Consider the following 18112-nt stretch of genomic DNA (forward strand, 5'->3'; position numbering starts at 1 on the left):
GATCCCTTGCGGGTTCGTACATCGGAGCTAACCATGAACTGGCTTACCAATGTGGTCCGGCCGAAGATCCGCAACATGCTGCGGCGGGAGACGCCGGAGAATCTGTGGATCAAGTGCCCGGATTCCGGGCAGCTCGTGTTCTACAAGGACGTCGAGGCCAACCAGTTCGTCATTCCCGGCTCGAACTACCACATGCGCATGGGCGCGGTGGCGCGGCTGAAGTCGATCTTCGACAACGAGACCTGGTTCGACGTCGCGCTTCCCGACGTCACGCCCGATCCGCTCAAGTTTCGCGACGAGAAGAAATACGTCGACCGCATCAAGGACGCGCGCGCGCGCACCAATCTGAACGACGCGGTCAAGATCGGCTATGGCAAGCTCGAAGGCGCCGGTGTGGTCATCGCCGTGCAGGATTTCGATTTCATGGGTGGCTCGCTCGGCATGGCCGCGGGTGAAGCCCTCGTGCGCGGGCTCGAGCTTGCGGTCGAGAAGAAGTCGCCCTTCATCGTGTTCGCCGCGTCCGGCGGCGCGCGCATGCAGGAAGGCATCTTGTCGCTGATGCAGATGCCGCGCACCACGGTGGCCGTGCAGATGCTGCGCGAGGCCAAGCAGCCCTACATCGTCGTGCTGACCAACCCGACCACCGGCGGCGTCACCGCGTCCTACGCGATGCTCGGCGACGTGCAGATCGCCGAGCCCGGCGCACTGATCGGCTTTGCCGGCGCGCGCGTCATCGAGCAGACCATCCGCGAGAAATTGCCGGAGGGTTTCCAGCGCGCCGAGTACCTGAAAGATCACGGCATGGTCGACATGGTCGTGCATCGCCATGATTTGCGACCGACGCTGGCGCGGCTCTGCCGTCTGCTGACAAAAGCTCCGGCGCTTGAGACCGTGTCGAAATCGGCGCAGCCTGTCGCGAGTCCTGCGCAGATCGTCATGGCCCCGGAAGTGGCGCCGGCCGCGCCGCACGCGTGAACGCCTCCGCTGACAGCGCAAAGCCGTCGCTCGACGCATTGATCGGGCGGCTGTCGGCCCTGCATCAGAAGCGCATCGATCTCGGGCTCGAGCGGATGCACCGCCTGCTCGAGCGTCTTGGTCACCCCGAGCGCAAGCTGCCGCCGGTGATCCATGTCGCCGGTACCAATGGCAAGGGCTCGACGGTCGCGTATCTGCGCGCGACGCTGGAAGCCGCCGGCCTGCGCGTCCACGCCTATACCTCGCCCTATCTGGTCCGCATCAACGAATGTTTCCGGCTCGGCCGCGCGGGCGGTGGGGTGTTGGTCGGCGACGACGAATTACGCGCGGCGCTGGAAGAGGTCGAGCGGGTCAATGCCGGCGAAGCCGCGACCGTGTTCGAGCTCAAGACCGCCGCTGCCTTCCATCTGTTTGCACAGAACCCGGCCGATGCCGTGCTGCTCGAAGTCGGCCTCGGCGGCCGGCTCGATTCGACTAACGTGGTCGATACGCCGGCGGCCTGCGTGATCACGCCGGTCAGCATGGACCACATGGATTTCCTTGGGCCCACGCTGACGTCGATTGCCGGCGAGAAGGCCGCGATCATCAAGCGCGGCGTGCCCGTGATCTCGGCCGAGCAGGTACCGGAGGCGATGGCGGTGATCGAGGCGCAGGCCAAAAGCATGCGCGCGCCGTTGTTTGCGGCAGGCGAAAGCTGGCACGTCAATGTCGAGCGCGGGCGTCTGGTCTACTCCGACGATCGCGGCCTGATGGATCTCACGGCACCGCGGCTGTTCGGTCGCCATCAGTTCGACAATGCGGGGCTCGCAATCGCGACGCTGCGCGCCATCGACGCTTTCAAGGTCAATCAAGCGGCGTTCGAAGCCGGCATCCTCAGTGCCGAATGGCCAGCGCGGATGCAGCGCATCACCACGGGCGAACTGCCCGGTTGGGGACCGCAGGGCAGCGAGATCTGGCTCGACGGCGGACACAATGCCGAGGGCGGCCGCGTCGCGGCGGCTGCGCTCGGGGACCTCGAAGAGCGGGTGTCGCGGCCGCTGGTCGTGATCGCCGGCATGATGGCGAACAAGGACGCGCGGGCGTTTCTCGCCAACTTCGCCGGCCTCACCCGTCACATCATCGCAGTGCCGATCCCCGACACCGAGAATGCGATGCCGGTCGATCGCCTTGCCGATGCCGTGCGCAGCGTCGGCATGCGCGTCGAGATCGCTCCCGGCATCGAGGCCGCGCTGCGCGCGTTGGCGAAGCTCGCCTACGAAGTACCGCCGCGCATCCTGATCACCGGCTCGCTCTATCTCGCCGGCCACGTGCTGGCGATCAACGGCACGCCTCCTGCATAATGATTGCGTAGCCCGGATGGAGCGAAGCGCAATCCGGGAGTCTTGCTCCAAGCGATGAAGGACCCGGATTACGCTTTGCTCCATCCGGGCTACAGGAATGCCAATGCGTTTTGCCGCGATTGCCGACGTTCATGGAAATCATCTCGCGCTGGAGGCCGTGCTCGCTGATATCCGCGCGCAGGGCATCACAGACATCGTCAATCTCGGTGACATGCTGAGCGGTCCGCTCGATGCGCGCCGCACCATCGACTTCCTGATGAAGCTCGACGCGGTGCATGTGCTCGGCAACCACGACCGCTATCTGCTCGACCGTCCCCCGGAAAAGATGGGCTCGTGGGACCGTCCCGCCCATGCAGTGCTCAATGACGTGCATCTCGATTGGCTGCGCGCGCAGCCGATGACGCGCGTGTTCCGCGACCAGGTCTTCCTCTGCCATGCGACGCCCGAGGATGACGAAGTCTACTGGCTCGACACCGTGCATCCCGACGGCACGATGGCGCTGTCGCCGCTCGATCGAATCGAGCAATTCGCGCAAGGCATCACGCAGTCGCTGATCCTCTGCGCCCACACGCATCTTGCTCGCGCCGTGCGGCTTCGCGACGGCCGTCTGATCGTCAATCCCGGTAGCGTCGGCAGTCCCGGCTATCGCGACGTGCATCCATTCCCTCATCTCGTCGAAGCCGGCACGCCGCACGCGCGCTACGCGATCCTCGAACTCGTTGATGGTAGCTGGCAGGTGACGTTCCGCCACATCACCTACGACCATGAAACGATGGCCGCGCTGGCGCGCAGCAACAACCAGCCCGAGCTGGCCAATGCCTTGGCGACGGGCTGGATCGGATAGACGCGCTTCGTGCCGGAGATCGGCATGATTGCGGCTGGCACAAAATAAAAACGGCCGGCAGGCGCCGGCCGTTGTCGAAAATCATATTGTCGCAACGCGAATCAGACCGCGGAGGTGATCCACTGCTGAAGCTTCGCCTTCGGCGCCGCGCCGACCTGGCGGGAGGCCATCTCGCCGCCCTTGAAGATCATCAGGGTCGGGATCGACATCACGCCATACTTGGACGCGGTCTTCGGGCTCTCGTCGACGTTGAGCTTGACGATCTTGACCTTGTCGCCCATCGCGCCGGCGATCTCATCGAGCGCGGGTGCGATCATGCGGCAGGGGCCGCACCATTCGGCCCAGAAATCGACCACGACGGGACCGTTCGCCTTGAGCACTTCGGCTTCGAAATCGGTATCGGAAACCTTGCCAACGGCCATTGGAGTACCTCACTCGGTTGAAAGAGAATCGGCGCGACGTGGAATCGCGCCCGGGATCATGCCGTCAACCTATGAACGGCTCCTTGCCGGGTCAAGGACGCTCACGCCGACATGAAGGGATGCCAGCGCCGCGTCCAGCGCGGGGGCTGAAATCTCCATATATTCAACGGTCTCGGTCCAGAGCAGGACGGCGCGGATCGGCGTCTGGGGATAAAGGCGGGCGAGCACCGCCCGGTACAGCGCAAGCTGCCGGACATAGGCCGCAGGCGCTTCGGCCGCGCTCCTGGGCGGGGTCTGGTTGGTCTTGAAATCGACGATCAGGACCTCGGTCGGCGTCACGACCAGCCGGTCGATCTGCCCGGATACCAGCGCCGGCGGCCGGCCCGGCCGCTCCAGCCGACCGACGATGGCGACCTCCGCCCGGCTCCCGGCCGCAAAGACGGCTGCGAATCGCGGCTCAGTGATGAGGGCGAGGACCTTGTCGGCCAGCGCGGCGCGGTCGGCCTCGGTCCAGTCCGAGGCGTTGCGCGCCATGAAGCCAAGGGCGGCGTCGCGCCGGCGCTCAGTGGCGATGTCCGGCAGCGATTGCAGCAGCCGATGCACCAGCGTGCCGCGTTGCAGTGCCATCGCGCGCGACTGGACTGATTCGCCGGTCCGGACCGCGCGACCTTCCTCGGCGGCTTGGCCTGAGGGGCGCACCGAATCCTCATCGACGGTCTCGCGCGCGGCAGGCTGCCGGAGCCAGGCCGGCAGCGCGATCGTCTGGTCTACGGATGTCGCCGGCGTGCCCAGCGCCGCGACATCATCCGCCCGGGCGAATCGCGTCACCTTGCCGAGCGACGTCTCGATCGTCTGCTTCTCCAGGCCCGAGCCGGCGAGCCCGGTGTCGATCAAATCGTACCAGCTCAGCTTGCGGACCGTCTTCATGTTGCCGGGCATGCAGCCGCCGACAACCAGCCGATCGGCCGCGCGCGTCATCGCGACATAGAGCAGGCGGCGGTATTCGTCCTCGGTCTCCTCTAACATCGCCTTGCGCGCCTCGGCGACGGGCTTTGGATCGTCGGCCTTGCGGCCGGCCCAGACCACGACTTCACCGCCATTGCCGCGCGGAACGTGGATCAACCGGACCCGCTGCGAGTCCGCGGGCGAGGACGTGGTGTCGACCATGAACACGACCGAGGCCTCGAGGCCCTTGGCGCCGTGCACCGTCATCACCCGCACCTCGTCGCGCGAGATCTCCATGTCGCGCTTCACCTCGGTGTCGGCCGAGCGCAGCCAGGCCATGAAACCTTGCAGCGAGGCCGGCGCCTTGCGCTCGTAATTCAGCGCGAGCTCCAGGAATTCGTCGAGCGCGTCGTTGGCCTCATGGCCGAGCCGGCGCAGGATCCGAGCGCGGCCACCGTCGCCGCCGAGGAGCCAGGCGTAGAAGGCGAACGGCGTCTCGTCGCGCGAACGCGTTTCGCAGGCTTCCAGGCGTCGCAGTGCGGTTGCGAATTTCTCGCTTCCGGAAGCCTGCTCGCCAAGCGCGCGGCGCAGCGATCCCTTGCGGTTCCAGGCAAGCGTAAAGAGGTCATCGTCGTCGAGCCCGAACAGCGGGCTCTTCAACGCCACCGCGAGCGCGAGATCGTCCTGCGGCAGCAGTAGCGCATCGGCGAGGTTCATCAGATCGATGATCGCGATGTGCTCGGTGAGCTTGAGCCGATCGGCGCCGGCGACCGGAACGTTGGCGTGCTTCAAGGCCTGGATCACGGCGTCGAACGCATTGCCGCGGCGACGCACCAGGATCAGCATGTCGCCATAGCGCAAGGGCCGTCGTTCGCCTTCGTGCCCCGTCAGCGTGCCGCTCTCGACCAGCCGCTTGATCTCGGTCTGAATGCGGCGGGAGAGTTTGACTTCGGGGCTGGTGACGGCGACGCCGTCGAACGGCGCGCGCCAACCCTCGATGTCCTGCCTGTCATCGGCCTCGGCGAGATCCCACAGCTCGATCACGCTGGGGCCGGCATCGCTGAGCGCATTGTGCAGGGGATGGCCGGTCTCGACCGAATGGATGCTCTTGTAGATCGCGGGCTCACGAAACACGTGGTCGACCGAATGCAGGATCGCGGCGCCCGAGCGGAACGAATAGGTGAAGGCGACGGGATCGAATTTCAGTCCGGCCGCGGTGAACTTGCGGTGCAGCTCGCGCCGTCGTTTGTCGAATTCTCGTGGCTCCGCGCCCTGGAACGAGAAGATCGACTGCTTTTCGTCGCCGACGGCGAAGACCGTGCGGTTCAGCCCCTCGCGCGCGCCTTCGCCGGCAGTGAATTCCGAGATAATGTGCGCGACAATGTCCCATTGTCGCGGGCTGGTGTCTTGCGCCTCGTCGATCAGGACGTGGTCGACGCCGCGGTCGAGCTTGTAGTGCACCCAGCCCGAAGCGACGCGGTTCAGCATCGCCAGCGTCTTGTCGATCAGGTCGTCGTAGTCGAGCAGCCCACGCTCCTGCTTCTCGCGCCGATAGTTCGCTGCGGCAGCGGTCGCGATGTGCAGGAGGGCCGCGGTGCGGTCGCGCACCGTCACCGCACGGCGCTTCTCGATCAAGCCGCCGAGGCGTTGCGCCTCGGACTCGAACAGGCGCGCAACGGACGGATTGTGATCACCAAATTTCTTGGTCAACACCGCTTTGCGCGGCGATTTGTCGTCGGTGAGGAAGACGCTGAGATAGGCATCAACTTGATCAGCGCTGGAAAAGGCTTTCGCCGCGCGGAGGCGCTCTGCCTGGGTCTTGTCGGAGGCGGTGCCATCCTCCAGCGCGAAAGCGATGTTGTCCCAGCGCGATCGCGGCAGGAACGGTCCATCGACGATGTCGTTCTCGATATCCTCGATGCGGTCGCTCGCATCCACGCCCAGCACCGCCGCCATCTGCGTGGCAGCCGCTTCCGCGTTGCCGGCCTCGTCAGTCCAGGCCATGAAATGATCGCGGCTTAGACAGGCTTCGCGCACCACTTCCTTGAAGGTGACGTCGGCGGCGCTCGCCATCGCGGTCAGCAGCGCACGGCCGGTGACGCTCTCAGGATCGCGCGCGGCGTCGAGCAGCACCTTCAGATTGGCGCGCTCCATCATGTCGGTCTGGTCGCGCTCGTCGATCACGGCGAAGCGCGCCGGCACGTTGGCCTCGAACGGAAACTGCTGGAGCAGGCGCGTACACAGCGCGTGGATGGTCTGCACCTTCAGCCCGCCCGGCGTCTCCAGTGCGCAGGCGAACAGCTTTCGCGCCTCGCGCCGCAGCTTGGCATTGGGGTGGGGGATGCCGACCGCGCGGATCGCCGCGTCGAGCGCGGCATCATCCAGCGTCACCCAATGACCGAGCGTGGTGAACACGCGCTCGGCCATGTTGGCGGAGGCCGCCTTGGTGAAGGTGATGCAGAGGATTTTTTCCGGCGGCACACCCGACAGCAGCAGGCGAATCACGCGCTGCACCAGCACATGCGTCTTGCCCGAGCCGGCATTGGCCGACACGAAGGCCGATGCGGTCGGGTCCGATGCGCGCCTCTGTGTGTCGCGCACGGCATCCGGGATGGGGCGTGGTGCTTTCACCATTCCTCGATCCCCAGGCCGCCGGCCGCCGACCATTCCTTGATACGGGCGAGGTCGTCATAGGTGCCGTAGCGGTTGGTCCACATCGGCAGGTTCAGCGATGTGTAGGGCTGGCTCTCGTCCTCGAAGGCCCGGATCAGCGCTTCCAGCTTGGCTCTGGCCTCAGCGGCCGCGGTGTCCGGCGGCTGTGGCTGGTCGCCTTGCTTGATCTTGAGCTCGAGAATGCGTTCCTCGCCCGGCGGATTGTTGCCGCTCAGGCGGACATACACGAGCTGGCTGACCGACGCGCCGGCGTCAATATCAGGAAAGCCGCCCTCGCGCAGGATCGCGGCTTCCAGCGTCAGCTGCGGCGACAGGCCCATGCGGACCTGCTTGCCGGTCGGCGGCTGCCCGGTCTTGTAGTCGAGGATGGCGTAGCCGCCGCCCTGGCGCCGCTCGATGCGGTCGGCGCGCGCGGAGAGGCGAAAGCTGCGCCCATGATCGAGCGGGATCGAAATCTCGCCGCGGGTCTCGGCGGTGATCGCCTCGATCACGTCGCGCCGCGCGAGCTCCCACTCGCCAAACCAGCGCGCGATGCGCTGGAAACGCGGCCACCACAGCGCCCGCGCCTCCGGTCGCTCCATCAGCGGCAAGAAGTATTTTTCGCCGATCGCGCGCAGCACGCGCGCGGGATCGTCGGGCAGACGTGTCGCGTAGGTTTCAGTGAACTCGCCGAGCGCATCGTGGATCGCCGAGCCGCGATCGGCGGCCGAGAGCGGCATGTCGACGGGATCGAGCGCATCGAGCCGCAGAATGTGTTTTGCGTAGATCGTATAGGGATCACGCAGCCAGTCTTCGATCGCGGTGACCGACATCCTGAGCGGGCGCGTGGCGCGCGGCGGCCGCGGCTCGGGCTGCTTGACCGGCTTGACCTCGTCTGGCTGGTCCAGCGCATCCGCAAACCGCACGTATTTTTCGCCGGCGCGAATGGCCGCCTTCCAGTGCTCATCGCCTGCAACGGCTTCAAGGCGGTGCAGGAAGCGCGAGGCCACCGCCGGCGCGCCGCCGGCCTTGGCGGAGTGGGTGAGGATCACCTCATCGGCGCCGAGCAGTTGCGCGAAGTCATGCGCGGAGAGGCCGATGCGGCGCTCCGGCAGATCGAGGCCGAGCTCATGGCGCATCGGCCGGCTGAGCCAGGGATCGATGCGCGGCGCCGGGGGCCAGACGCCTTCGATCAGGCCGCCGACGATGATGCGGTCGGCCTGCATCAGGCGCGATTCCAGTGGGCCGTAGATCTGGAGCTGCGCGCCGGGCTTGTCTCGCCGCCTTACCGCCCGATCGCCGAACGCGGTCTGGAAGACGTCCGCGTACTCGGGCAGCGGGACCATCAATCCGCTGGTCGTGCCGCCGCGCAGGAGGTCGTCAAAGGCGCTCGCGAGGGCGAGGCCCTCGCGCTCCTCGAACGCCAGCGAAATGCCCTGCTCGTCGCGCGACAGCTCGATCAGGATCTCGCGGTGGCGGTGCGCGAGCTCGGCGAAGTCATACAGCTTGGACGAGGCGAGGCTCTCGATCGGCGCCAATGCTTGTCGCAAGGCATCGATCAGCGCCTGGATGCGATCGAGATCTTCCGCCTTGAGGCGCGCGCGCGGCTCGGCCGCGTGCAACGCCGAGACTTCGCTCCGCCACAGTTTCGCAAGCTCGTCCCGGAACCGGTTGAACTCGCGTAAGAGCCCGGCCGTACCCGCAGGCGGGCGCGTTCCGCGCAGCACCGCAAGCTCCAGGCCCTCGATGGCCGCCTTCCACGCGCCGGGCAGCCGGCCGAGCCGGCATAGCGGATGTTTCAGCATCGCCAGCAGGGTCGGCGGCTCGAGTCCCTTGGTCGCCGCCTCCGCCGCGAGGCATGCAAAAGTTCCGGCGGACGTTTCCATCAGCACGTCGCCACCGGAATCATCGAAGGCGAGATCCCATCGGGTGAGCGCCGCCATGACGCGCCGCGCCAGCGCGCGGTCGGGTGTCACCAGCGCCGCCGATTTGTCCAGATGCCGCGCCTCGCGCATCGCGATCGCGATCGCGAGCGCTTCCATCTCGGGATTTGGCGCCTCGACCACTGCGAGATTTTTCATGCCGCCGGTAATCTTCGCGGCGACGACCGGCTGCTTCAGTCGGTCGTACCAGATCTCCGTCGTGGCGGAGGGCCGCATCGATTCGGATGCGAGCAGGTCGCGGCCGCCTTCCGCCGGCTGCTGGAGGATGTCGACATCGCTGCGCTTGATGCCAAAACGCTCCAGCAGCGCGTGCATGGCATATTGCGGATGGTTCGACGCCGGATGCTCGGCGAATTTGCCGAGCGCATCGCGCACGCCACCGATGGTGCGCCAGGCGTCCTCGTCGAGATCGGTGTCGAGACCCGGCAGCACCACTGCGCCTTGCGGCAGCGCCGCGACGGCGTGCAGGAATTTTGCGGTGGCCGGCATCGAGCCGGTCGAACCAGCCGCGATCACAGGTCCATGGGGATGTGCGGTCAGGCGCTTGGCTTCTGCTGCGATCAGCAGATCGCGTCGCGCGGCAGGCTCGATCCGGTTGATCTCGGCGAGGTGATGAGGCCAAGCTTCGCGTGCAATATGCAGGAACTGGAGCGAGTGTTGCCAATATTGATCGAGCTGATCCGGCACCAGGCCATCAAGCGCGCTCCAGTCGACCCCGCGCGTGACCATGTCGTCGATCAGGCGTGCGAGATCGGAAGCCAACGCAAGCGTCGAAGCGGGGCCGCCAACCACCAGCGGCGATAGCACGGGACGCTTGGCCCAGGCCGCGACCAAATGCGCCAGCGTCAGTCGCCGGTCGAGTTCGCCGAGCCGCGGCGGAATGTCGAGTGGGGCCGCGATTGAAAGCTGCTCGGTCTCGTCGGCGAAAGCGAGCTCGTCCTCGTCGATGTCGCCGAGCGCGACGATGCGCGGCAGCACCACGGCGTCCGCCTGCATCTCGTCGAGGAAGATTTCGCGGACCACGCGCATGGCGCGCCGGGTCGGCAGATACAGCGTGGCATCCGCCAGCCGCGCCGGTTCCTTGCGCGCCTCGAACCCGTCGACCAGCTGGCCGTCGAGCAGGCTTGAGACGACCGTGCGCAGGAACGGAACTGAGACTGGAACGCTGAAAACGCGCATGGGCTGCCTGATTCGGGGATCAGGCGCCAATATAGGGACGCGGACTCAAATGGATATGGGTGCAGGGGCGTCGTCCCCGCTGTTCGCGGGCACGGAACAGGTGCCGTAGGGTGGGCAAAGCGAAGCGTGCCCACGCATTTTTGCGATCGAGAGAGATGGTGGGCACGGCGCAAGGGCGCCTTTGCCCACCCTACGGCACGGCGCCGGCTCTAAGCCACGCTCTCCAGAAACGCCTCTTCCGCCGCATGCACCGCATCGGGCGTGCCGACATGCATCCAGACGCCGTCGAGGCGCAGGCCGAACAGGCGCTCCTGCTCATTGGCGCGGTCGAACATTTTCGTCAGCGAGAATTCGCCCATCGGCGCATCGGCGAAGATCGATGGCGACAGGATCGCCGCGCCGGCATAGACGAACGGGACGACCTCTTTTTCCTTGCGCTTGCGCAAGGCGCCGTCGGCCAGCATGCCGTAATCGCCGCGGCCGCTATAGCCGATGCTGGTGGCGGTCGGCGCCATCAGCAGCAGGATGTCCATCCGCGCTGGGTCGAAGTTTTCCGCAAGCCGGGCGAGGTTGGAGCGCACGCCGTCGATCCACAGCGTGTCGGAATTGACGTGGAAGAACGGCGCATCGCCAAGCAGCGGCAGCGCCTTGACCACGCCGCCGCCGGTGCCGAGCACCTGGTCGCGTTCGTCCGAAATGGTCACGCGCGGATGCTGGCGAGACGCCACATGATCGATGATCTGGTCCGGCAGATAGTGCACGTTGACGACGGCGTCGGTGACACCGGCCTGACCGAGCTTGTCGAGCACGTGGTCGAGCAGCGGCTGGCCGGCCACCGGCACCAGCGGCTTCGGCATCTTATCCGTCAACGGACGCATGCGCAGGCCAAACCCTGCGGCGAGCACCATAGCTTTGGTCGGTTTGACGGACATCCTTCGCTTTCTCAGACCCTTGAATTTCGCGCGTGCGCAGCAAGCCTAACACGGGACTCGGTCTGCCGCACCGCATCTCAACCGCCTTAACTACCTGCCGTGACGGTTGTACGACGGGTGTTGCCGTCACGCTCCGACAGATGTGGAGCGCACCTTTTTCTTCTTGTCGCCCAGCTTGAGGAAGTTGACGCCGATCTGGTCGCCATTGACCCAGGCCAGCTCGCAGCGTCGGTACGCAAGTCCGGTGGACGACAGCAGCAGAAAAAATTCCTTCAGATGCAGGCCTTCGACCGAGCCGTCGATGGTCAGCTTGGCGCCGCTCTCGGAGACGTCCTCCATGGTACACTCACGCCGCCAGGTGCCGTCGATGCCCATCATCTGGGCCGCGATCCCACGTTCGAAAACAACCCGGCTGTTCCCGCGATTGTCCGTCTTCACCGCCATCTGCCTTGCTCCAGCCCGCATTTGTACGGCTGCCCGCGGGCGATGATACCGGTGCGATGGCTAACAGCCGGTAAATCGGGTTCCGAATCAGGGTTGGGGCGGCGGGACGTTGGCGAGGTACCAATCGCGCAGAGCGGTGAGCGCGGGATGCGCCAGCGAGCGCTGGAGATAGGTCCAGATCCGCGGCTGATGGCGCAGATAATGCGGCTTGCCGTCGCGGCGGTTCAGTCGCGCAAAAGTGCCGAGCAGGCGCGTGTTGCGCTGCGCCGACATGATGGCATAGAGCTCTGCGAAGCCGGTCGGATCGAAGCTCGCATCACCTGCGCGGCGCGTCTTGATGTAGCGCGACAGCAGCGTCAGCTCGAGCGCCTCGGGCACGTCGATGCGGGCGTCCTGAAGCAGCGACACCACGTCGTAGGATTGCGGCCCGAGCACGGTGTCCTGGAAGTCGATCACGCCGACGCGCTCGATGCCTGTACGGTCCGCGAGCCAGATCAGATTCGGCGAGTGGTAGTCGCGGATGATCCACGTCTTCGGCGCGGCCAGCGGCTTCTTCAGCAGCTCGTGCCACATCGCGAAGAATTCCGCGCGCTTCTCGTCGCTCAGTGGCGCGTTGCGATCGGGCAGATACCATTCCGGCATCAAGCCGATTTCGATCAGCAGTGCGTCGGTGTCGAAGGCAGGAATGGTGTAGGTCTGATCCGGCAGCCGCAGCGTCTCCGGCAATGTCTTGCGGTGCAGCACGGCGAGCACGTCGGTCGCAGCTTCGTAACGTTCGGCGATCGGGCGCGGCGGATCGCCTTCGATCACGCCTTCGCTGCCGAAATCCTCCGAGATCAGGAAGCCGTGGTTGAGATCGTAGTGGTGAATCGCGGGCGCTGAGATTCCCGCCACGCGCAGACCTTCGTCGATGGCGACGAAGGGTTTGATGTTCTCGGCAAGATGCGCCGCGGCGCTATAGGACTTGCCGTTATAGAGCGCCGCGCCATCCGGGCGCTGCGGCGAGTTCATCAGGATGACGATGCCGTCGTCGCGCACCAGCCGCGCATAGGAGCGTGTCGAAGCGTCGCCGGCCATGCGGCGACGTGTTGCATCGATATAGCCGGACGCGTCGAGGAATTCCCGCAGCGCCTTCAGCCGCGCGACGGTGGCCGCGGCCTTGCCGTAACCGGTGATGTCGGCGGCGCGCGCGTTCGAGCCCAGCGCCGGGCGATGCGTCAGCGCGATGTCGATGCGGTCCGCGGGCATTGCCGACGGCGCGCGCTCCGGCCATTCGATCAGCACCAGCGTGGCGTCCGGCAGCGGCGAGAGCCCGATCTCCTCGAGTTCGTTCTCGTCTTCCACGCGATAGAGATCGGCATGGATCACCGGAAACGGCGGCAGCTCGTAACCCTGCACCAGCGTGAAGGTCGGGCTCGGCACTTCCAGCGCCTCGTCGCCGGCGAGATAGCGGATCAGGCTGCGGGCCGCTGCGGTCTTGCCGGCGCCGAGATCGCCGGTGAGCGTGACGACGTCGCCCGGTCCGACCAGCAAAGCGAGGTCGGCCATCAGCTGCGCGGTGGCCGTCTCGTTGTGAAGCGCGACGGAGAATGTGGTCGGCGCGCTCATTCGGCGGCGTCGCGATGCGCCGCCTGGTCGGTCGGGAAGTCGCAGATCACGACCGTGCCCTTGCCGACGCTCGAATCCACCTGCACCTTGCCGCCATGCAGCTCGACGAAGGAGCGCACCAGCGACAGCCCGAGCCCGGCGCCGCGATGACGCGAGCCTTGCGAGCGGCTTTCGAACCAGTTGAAGACCTTGTCCTTCATGTCGGCGGGTATTCCAGGACCGGAATCTGTCACAATGAAGACCACGCTGCGCTCGGTGCGTCGCGCGCTGATCCCGACGGTGGAATCCTGCGGCGAGAAGCCGACGGCGTTGGCGAGCAGATTATAGAGCACCTGCACCACGCGCTTCTCGTCGCCGATGAAGCTGCCGACATCGGGCGCGATCTCGACCTTGAGGCGGATGCGGTCGGTGGCGAGGCGGTCCTGGATGCCCTCGGCGGCAAGCTCGATGGTCTTGCTGACATCGACCGGGCCGAGTTCCAGCTTCATGGCGCCGGCGTCGATGGTGGCGAGATCGAGGATGTTATTGGTGAGCGCCAGCAGCGCGTTGGTCGATTTGGTGACGTAGTCGAGATATTCGGCCTGCTTCGGCGTCAGCGGACCGGTCGAGGGGTCGCTGAGGAAATGCGCGAAGCCGATGATGGTGGTGAGCGGAGAGCGCAGCTCGTAGGAGACGTGGTGAACGAAATCCACCTTCATCTGGTCGGCGGTCTCCAGCGCTTCGTTGCGCTCGCGTAGCGCGCGCTCGACGTTTTCGGTGTCAGTGATGTCCAGGAACGTCAGCATGGTCGCGCCGTCGGGCAGCGGACGGATCATGCCGTCGAGCACGCTGCCGTCCTTGCGCTCCAGCTTCAGCGGCACATCGGCGCGGTTCTCGATCGAGGTGATGGCCTCGCGGATCTGGCGCCAGACGACGGGGTCGTCGAACAGCTGCTGGCACCAGCCTTCGACGGTCTGGATATGCGGCTCCTCGCGCATGGCATCGTTCGACAGCTTCCACATCCGGACGAAGGCCGGATTGAACAGCTGTGCCTTGCCGTGGCTGCCGAACACCGCGACGCCTTCGGCGAGGCTGTCCAGCGTCTCGCGCTGGACCCGGATCATGCCGTCGAAGCGGCGGGCGAGCTCGAGGCTCTCGGTGACGTCGTCGAACAGATAGGTGACGCCGCCTTCCGGATTCGGCGTGGTGACGACGGAGAGCGCGCGGCCGTCGGGCAGGTACCAGGTGTCTTTCGCGGCCTCGACTGCGCGATAGGCCTCGTGCAGTTTCACCTTCCAGGCGCGGAAGTCCGGCTGCTCCGGCAGTTTTCGTGCGGCGCGGAGCTTGTCGAGCACGCTGGAATCGTCGGGGTTGGCGTCGAGGAAGGTGCGGTCGAGATCCCACAGCCGCCGGTAGGAATCATTGTAGAAGGCGAGCCGGCGCTGGCCGTCGAACACGGCAACGCCGGAGGAGAGCTGGTCGAGCGTGCGCCGATGCGCTTCCGCCATCCGCACCAGCGCCGCGCTCAGCGCATCCGCCTCGCTGGCATCGATTGCGACGCCGACGCTGCCGCTGCCGACATTGACGGCGCGCACGTCGTAGATGCGCCGCTCGCCGCCCGTCACGATCGGCAGCCGCGCGGCGAAGTTGGCAGCGTCTTTCAGTCCGCGTTCCATCGCGGTCCGATCGGCGCTGTCGAGCAGCTCGAGCTTGCGCTCTTGAGCATCGACGACGCTCGCAGCTTCCGTCGCGCGCACATAGGCTGGATTGGCGAAAGTGAGCGCGCCGTTCTCGCCCTTGGCCCAGATCGGCCACGGCGCCGCGGCGGCGAAGCCGCGCAGCATCTCGGTCTCGTCCGAGAGCGCCTTGTGGCGCAGATTGGTTTCGGCCAGTTCGCGGCGCAGGCCGGAGAGCTCGCGAATCCGGACAATGGCCTGGCCGCCGATGGCGCGGCCGATGGCTTCCAGTGTGTGGCCGTTGGCGGTGGTCAACGTAAGCTGGAACCCGTCACCGCGTTCGCGCAGCGCGTCGACCGCGTGATCCATCTGGAGTGCCGGCTCCGGCGGCAGCCAGGTTCCGAACGCAAGCACGCGCTGCGGAGACGAATCGCGCGGCAACACCATCGAGACGTCGCCCGAGATCTGCGCGCGGCTGTCGCCGGCCGGCCAGGAGATCAGGACCTGCGGCTCGGCGAAGAGCAGCGCGCCGAAGCGATCGGCTTGCAACTGGAGTTCCCTGACCCGCGCGCGCAGCCTCGCCTCGTTCTTTGCCGTGCGCACGCGCGTGCGCATCAACAGGATCGCGGCCACGACCGTGAAGCCGAGCAGGGCCAGCGCGGTGGCCAGCACCGCGAGTTCCTGCCGGTTGAAGTCCAGCAATATCGAGAGTGTGTCGACGAGGTCGGCAGCCTCAGCCGGCGCAGCCGGCAGCAGCGCCGCGAGAGCGCCTCCCAACAAGCCGTTGCGCGCCAACGATGTGCACGACAACAGCGTCCGACGCATCGACACGATCACGCCTGACATAGTTGCCCCAAGACCGCACGAATTTGCGCGCGACGACCCCCGTCGCGCGCGAATCAAACGACAATACCCTCACCGTGACTCCACCGGTAAGAGTCCAGATCGTGAACGCAAACGCGGCCACACAAAAATGCAGGCCGCGTTGTTCCAGTTCACGTAGTTCTTCGGATGATTCGGTTGGATTTGCCGTGTCTTAGCGGCCAATGAAGATTAGGTGAGATTGCCACTGCGAAGTAGGTGCGCTCCCTCCCTCGCTTGCGGGGGAGGATTGGGGAGAGGGTGTCTCCACAGCGGGATACTCCCCCAGAGGATAGAACCCTCACCCGGCGCTTCGCGCCGACCTCTCCCGCGAGCGGGAGAGGTGTAAAAAAACTAGCGGCCGGTCGAGCCGAAGCCGCCGGCGCCGCGATCGGTTGCCGATAATGTGGCCACGGGAACCAGCGCGGCCTGCACCATTGGTGCGATCACCATCTGCGCAATGCGCTCGCCGCGCTTGACCACGAAGGGCGTAGCCCCGTGATTGATCAGGATCACCTTGATCTCGCCGCGGTAGTCCGCGTCGATCGTGCCCGGCGAGTTCAGCACGGTGACGCCGTGCTTGGCGGCAAGCCCCGAGCGCGGCCGCACCTGGGCCTCGTGTCCGGCCGGTAAAGCGATCGCGAGCCCCGTTGGCACCAGCGCGTATTGGCCGGGCGCGAGCGTTAGCGGCTCGCTGTCCGGAACCGCCGCCATCAGGTCGAGGCCAGCGGCCTCGATGGTCTGATAGGCCGGCAGCGGCAGACCTTCGGCATGGGCCAGCTGTTGCAGTTCAACCGTGACTTTCGTGCTCAAGATGCGGGCTCCAGGGATTTGTCGGCCACGCTCTTCACGACATGCGCGATCAGCTCGGTGGCGACTTGTTCCTTGGTCATCACGGGCCAGGAATCAACCGTCATCTCGCCGTTCTTCTCAGCATTCTTTTCACGATTCGTGCGGCTGATGAGGTGCACGGTATTGCGGTCGCCGCCCATCACGCCGGTTGCGGGCGAGACGTCGTTGGCGACGATCCAGTCGCAGCCCTTGCGCGCGAGCTTCGTCTTGGCGTTGTCGATGAGGTGCTCGGTCTCGGCGGCAAAGCCGATCACCAGCGGCGGGCGCTTGTCTGTCAGCTTCGAGATCGTGGCGAGGATATCGGGGTTTTCGACCAGCTGAAGCGGCGGCATGCCGGCCGAGGTCTTCTTCAGCTTCTGCTCGCCCTCATTGGCGACGCGCCAGTCGGCAACGGCAGCGGCGAAGATGGCGATGTCGGCGGGAAGCGCGGCCTGCACCTGTTCCAGCATCTGCCGCGCCGATTCCACATGCTTGACCGTCACACCATTGGGGTCGTCGAGGTCGACCGGGCCGCTCACCAGAATCACCTCGGCGCCGGCGGCCTGCGCGGCGGCGGCGATGGCAAAGCCCTGCTTGCCGGAGGAGCGGTTGGCGATGTAGCGGACCGGATCGATCGGCTCATGCGTGGGACCTGCGGTGATCAGCACGCGCTTGCCGGCGAGCGGGCGCGGCACCGGCGGCCGCAGCAGGCGCTCGGCGGCGGTGGCGATCTCGATCGCCTCCGACATGCGGCCGATTCCGGCTTCGCCCGCCTCGGCCATCTCGCCGGAATTCGGCCCGATCAGCACCACGCCGTCGCGCTGAAGCAAGCCGACGTTGCGCCGTGTCGCCGCGTTGTTCCACATCAGCGGATTCATCGCCGGCGCCAGCAGGATTTTTCGGTTGGTCGCAAGCAGGATGGCGCTGGCGAGGTCGTCGGCATGACCGTTGGCCATCTTGGCCATGAGGTCGGCGGTCGCCGGCGCCACCACGATCAGATCGCACTCGCGCGCGAGGCGAATGTGGCCGGCGTCGAACTCGCTCTGGGGATCGAACAGGTCGGTGTAGACGCGCTCATGAGAGAGGGCACTCACCGAAAGCGGCGTGACGAATTGCTGCGCCGCCTTGGTCAGGACGCAGCGAACCTCGATGCGGCGCTCCTTCAGCCGTCGGATCAGGTCGAGCGACTTGAAGGCTGCGATCCCGCCGCCGATGATCAGCGTGACGCTGGCCTCGGGGAGGGCACCGGTGCGCTGCGGTGTCGGGGCGGCAGATGCCTCGGGCGGCACCGCGAACGGCGTCAGCGGCTCCTCGCGGCCCTCGATCAGCTCCCGCAGGATGACCCGGACCTCTTCCTCGACCGACCTGCGGTTCTTGGCCGAGCGCAGGCGCAGATAGGTTTTGACGTGTTCGTCGAGCTTGCGGATGGTCAGGCTTGCCATGACAGCCTTCTCTAAAATGATAGCAATGCTATCATTTTC

12 protein-coding genes are annotated in these 18112 nt (G+C 66.2%); 3 read left to right on the forward strand and 9 right to left on the reverse strand.

The window, feature by feature from the left end:
* Positions 1 to 33 precede the first annotated feature (33 nt).
* The 3 genes from accD (at position 34) to UB31_RS26110 (ending at position 3159) form a co-directional block, all read left to right on the forward strand.
* Entirely contained in the window at positions 34 to 975 is a 942-nt protein-coding gene (gene accD / locus UB31_RS26100; protein ID WP_045012924.1) for an acetyl-CoA carboxylase, carboxyltransferase subunit beta, read from the forward strand.
* Complete coding sequence (locus UB31_RS26105) at positions 972 to 2315, forward strand: bifunctional folylpolyglutamate synthase/dihydrofolate synthase (protein ID WP_045012925.1); 1344 nt, start codon at positions 972 to 974, stop codon at positions 2313 to 2315. Before accD ends, UB31_RS26105 begins: the two co-directional genes overlap by 4 nt.
* A gap of 103 nt (positions 2316 to 2418) precedes the next feature.
* Positions 2419 to 3159, forward strand: coding sequence for a metallophosphoesterase family protein (locus UB31_RS26110; protein WP_045012926.1), 741 nt, complete (start codon positions 2419 to 2421; stop codon positions 3157 to 3159).
* Between the two features lie 101 nt (positions 3160 to 3260).
* Here the strand turns inward: UB31_RS26110 and trxA are convergent, their stop codons facing one another.
* The 9 genes from trxA to coaBC form a co-directional block, all read right to left on the reverse strand.
* Positions 3261 to 3581, reverse strand: coding sequence for a thioredoxin (gene trxA, locus UB31_RS26115; RefSeq protein ID WP_007598398.1), 321 nt, complete (start codon positions 3579 to 3581; stop codon positions 3261 to 3263).
* 69 nt (positions 3582 to 3650) lie between these two features.
* Positions 3651 to 7160: a double-strand break repair helicase AddA gene (gene addA / locus UB31_RS26120; protein WP_045012927.1), complete on the reverse strand. Its 3510-nt coding sequence runs from the start codon at positions 7158 to 7160 to the stop codon at positions 3651 to 3653.
* Positions 7154 to 10300, reverse strand: coding sequence for a double-strand break repair protein AddB (gene addB / locus UB31_RS26125; RefSeq protein WP_045012928.1), 3147 nt, complete (start codon positions 10298 to 10300; stop codon positions 7154 to 7156). The genes addA and addB overlap by 7 nt, the downstream gene beginning before the upstream one ends.
* Positions 10301 to 10509: 209 nt before the next feature.
* A complete protein-coding gene (locus tag UB31_RS26130; protein WP_045004873.1) occupies positions 10510 to 11232 on the reverse strand; it encodes a nucleotidyltransferase family protein in 723 nt (240 codons plus the stop codon).
* A gap of 126 nt (positions 11233 to 11358) precedes the next feature.
* Positions 11359 to 11676, reverse strand: a complete 318-nt coding sequence (locus tag UB31_RS26135) for a PilZ domain-containing protein (protein ID WP_045004875.1) — start codon at positions 11674 to 11676, stop codon at positions 11359 to 11361.
* A gap of 87 nt (positions 11677 to 11763) precedes the next feature.
* Complete coding sequence (tsaE, locus tag UB31_RS26140; protein ID WP_045012929.1) at positions 11764 to 13284, reverse strand: tRNA (adenosine(37)-N6)-threonylcarbamoyltransferase complex ATPase subunit type 1 TsaE; 1521 nt, start codon at positions 13282 to 13284, stop codon at positions 11764 to 11766.
* The gene (locus UB31_RS26145) at positions 13281 to 15785 is read right to left on the reverse strand and encodes a sensor histidine kinase (protein WP_045012930.1); all 2505 of its coding nucleotides are present in this window, start codon (positions 15783 to 15785) and stop codon (positions 13281 to 13283) included. Before UB31_RS26145 ends, tsaE begins: the two co-directional genes overlap by 4 nt.
* A gap of 369 nt (positions 15786 to 16154) precedes the next feature.
* On the reverse strand, positions 16155 to 16613 hold the full coding sequence (dut, locus tag UB31_RS26150; RefSeq protein ID WP_045012931.1) for a dUTP diphosphatase: 459 nt from the start codon (positions 16611 to 16613) through the stop codon (positions 16155 to 16157).
* Positions 16610 to 18073 (reverse strand): bifunctional phosphopantothenoylcysteine decarboxylase/phosphopantothenate--cysteine ligase CoaBC, encoded by a 1464-nt coding sequence (coaBC, locus tag UB31_RS26155; RefSeq protein ID WP_045012932.1) that lies wholly within the window; start codon positions 18071 to 18073, stop codon positions 16610 to 16612. Before coaBC ends, dut begins: the two co-directional genes overlap by 4 nt.
* Positions 18074 to 18112 lie beyond the last annotated feature (39 nt).

Origin of the sequence: Bradyrhizobium sp. LTSP849, assembly GCF_000938255.1 — a bacterium.
Taxonomy (GTDB): Bacteria; Pseudomonadota; Alphaproteobacteria; order Rhizobiales; family Xanthobacteraceae; genus Bradyrhizobium.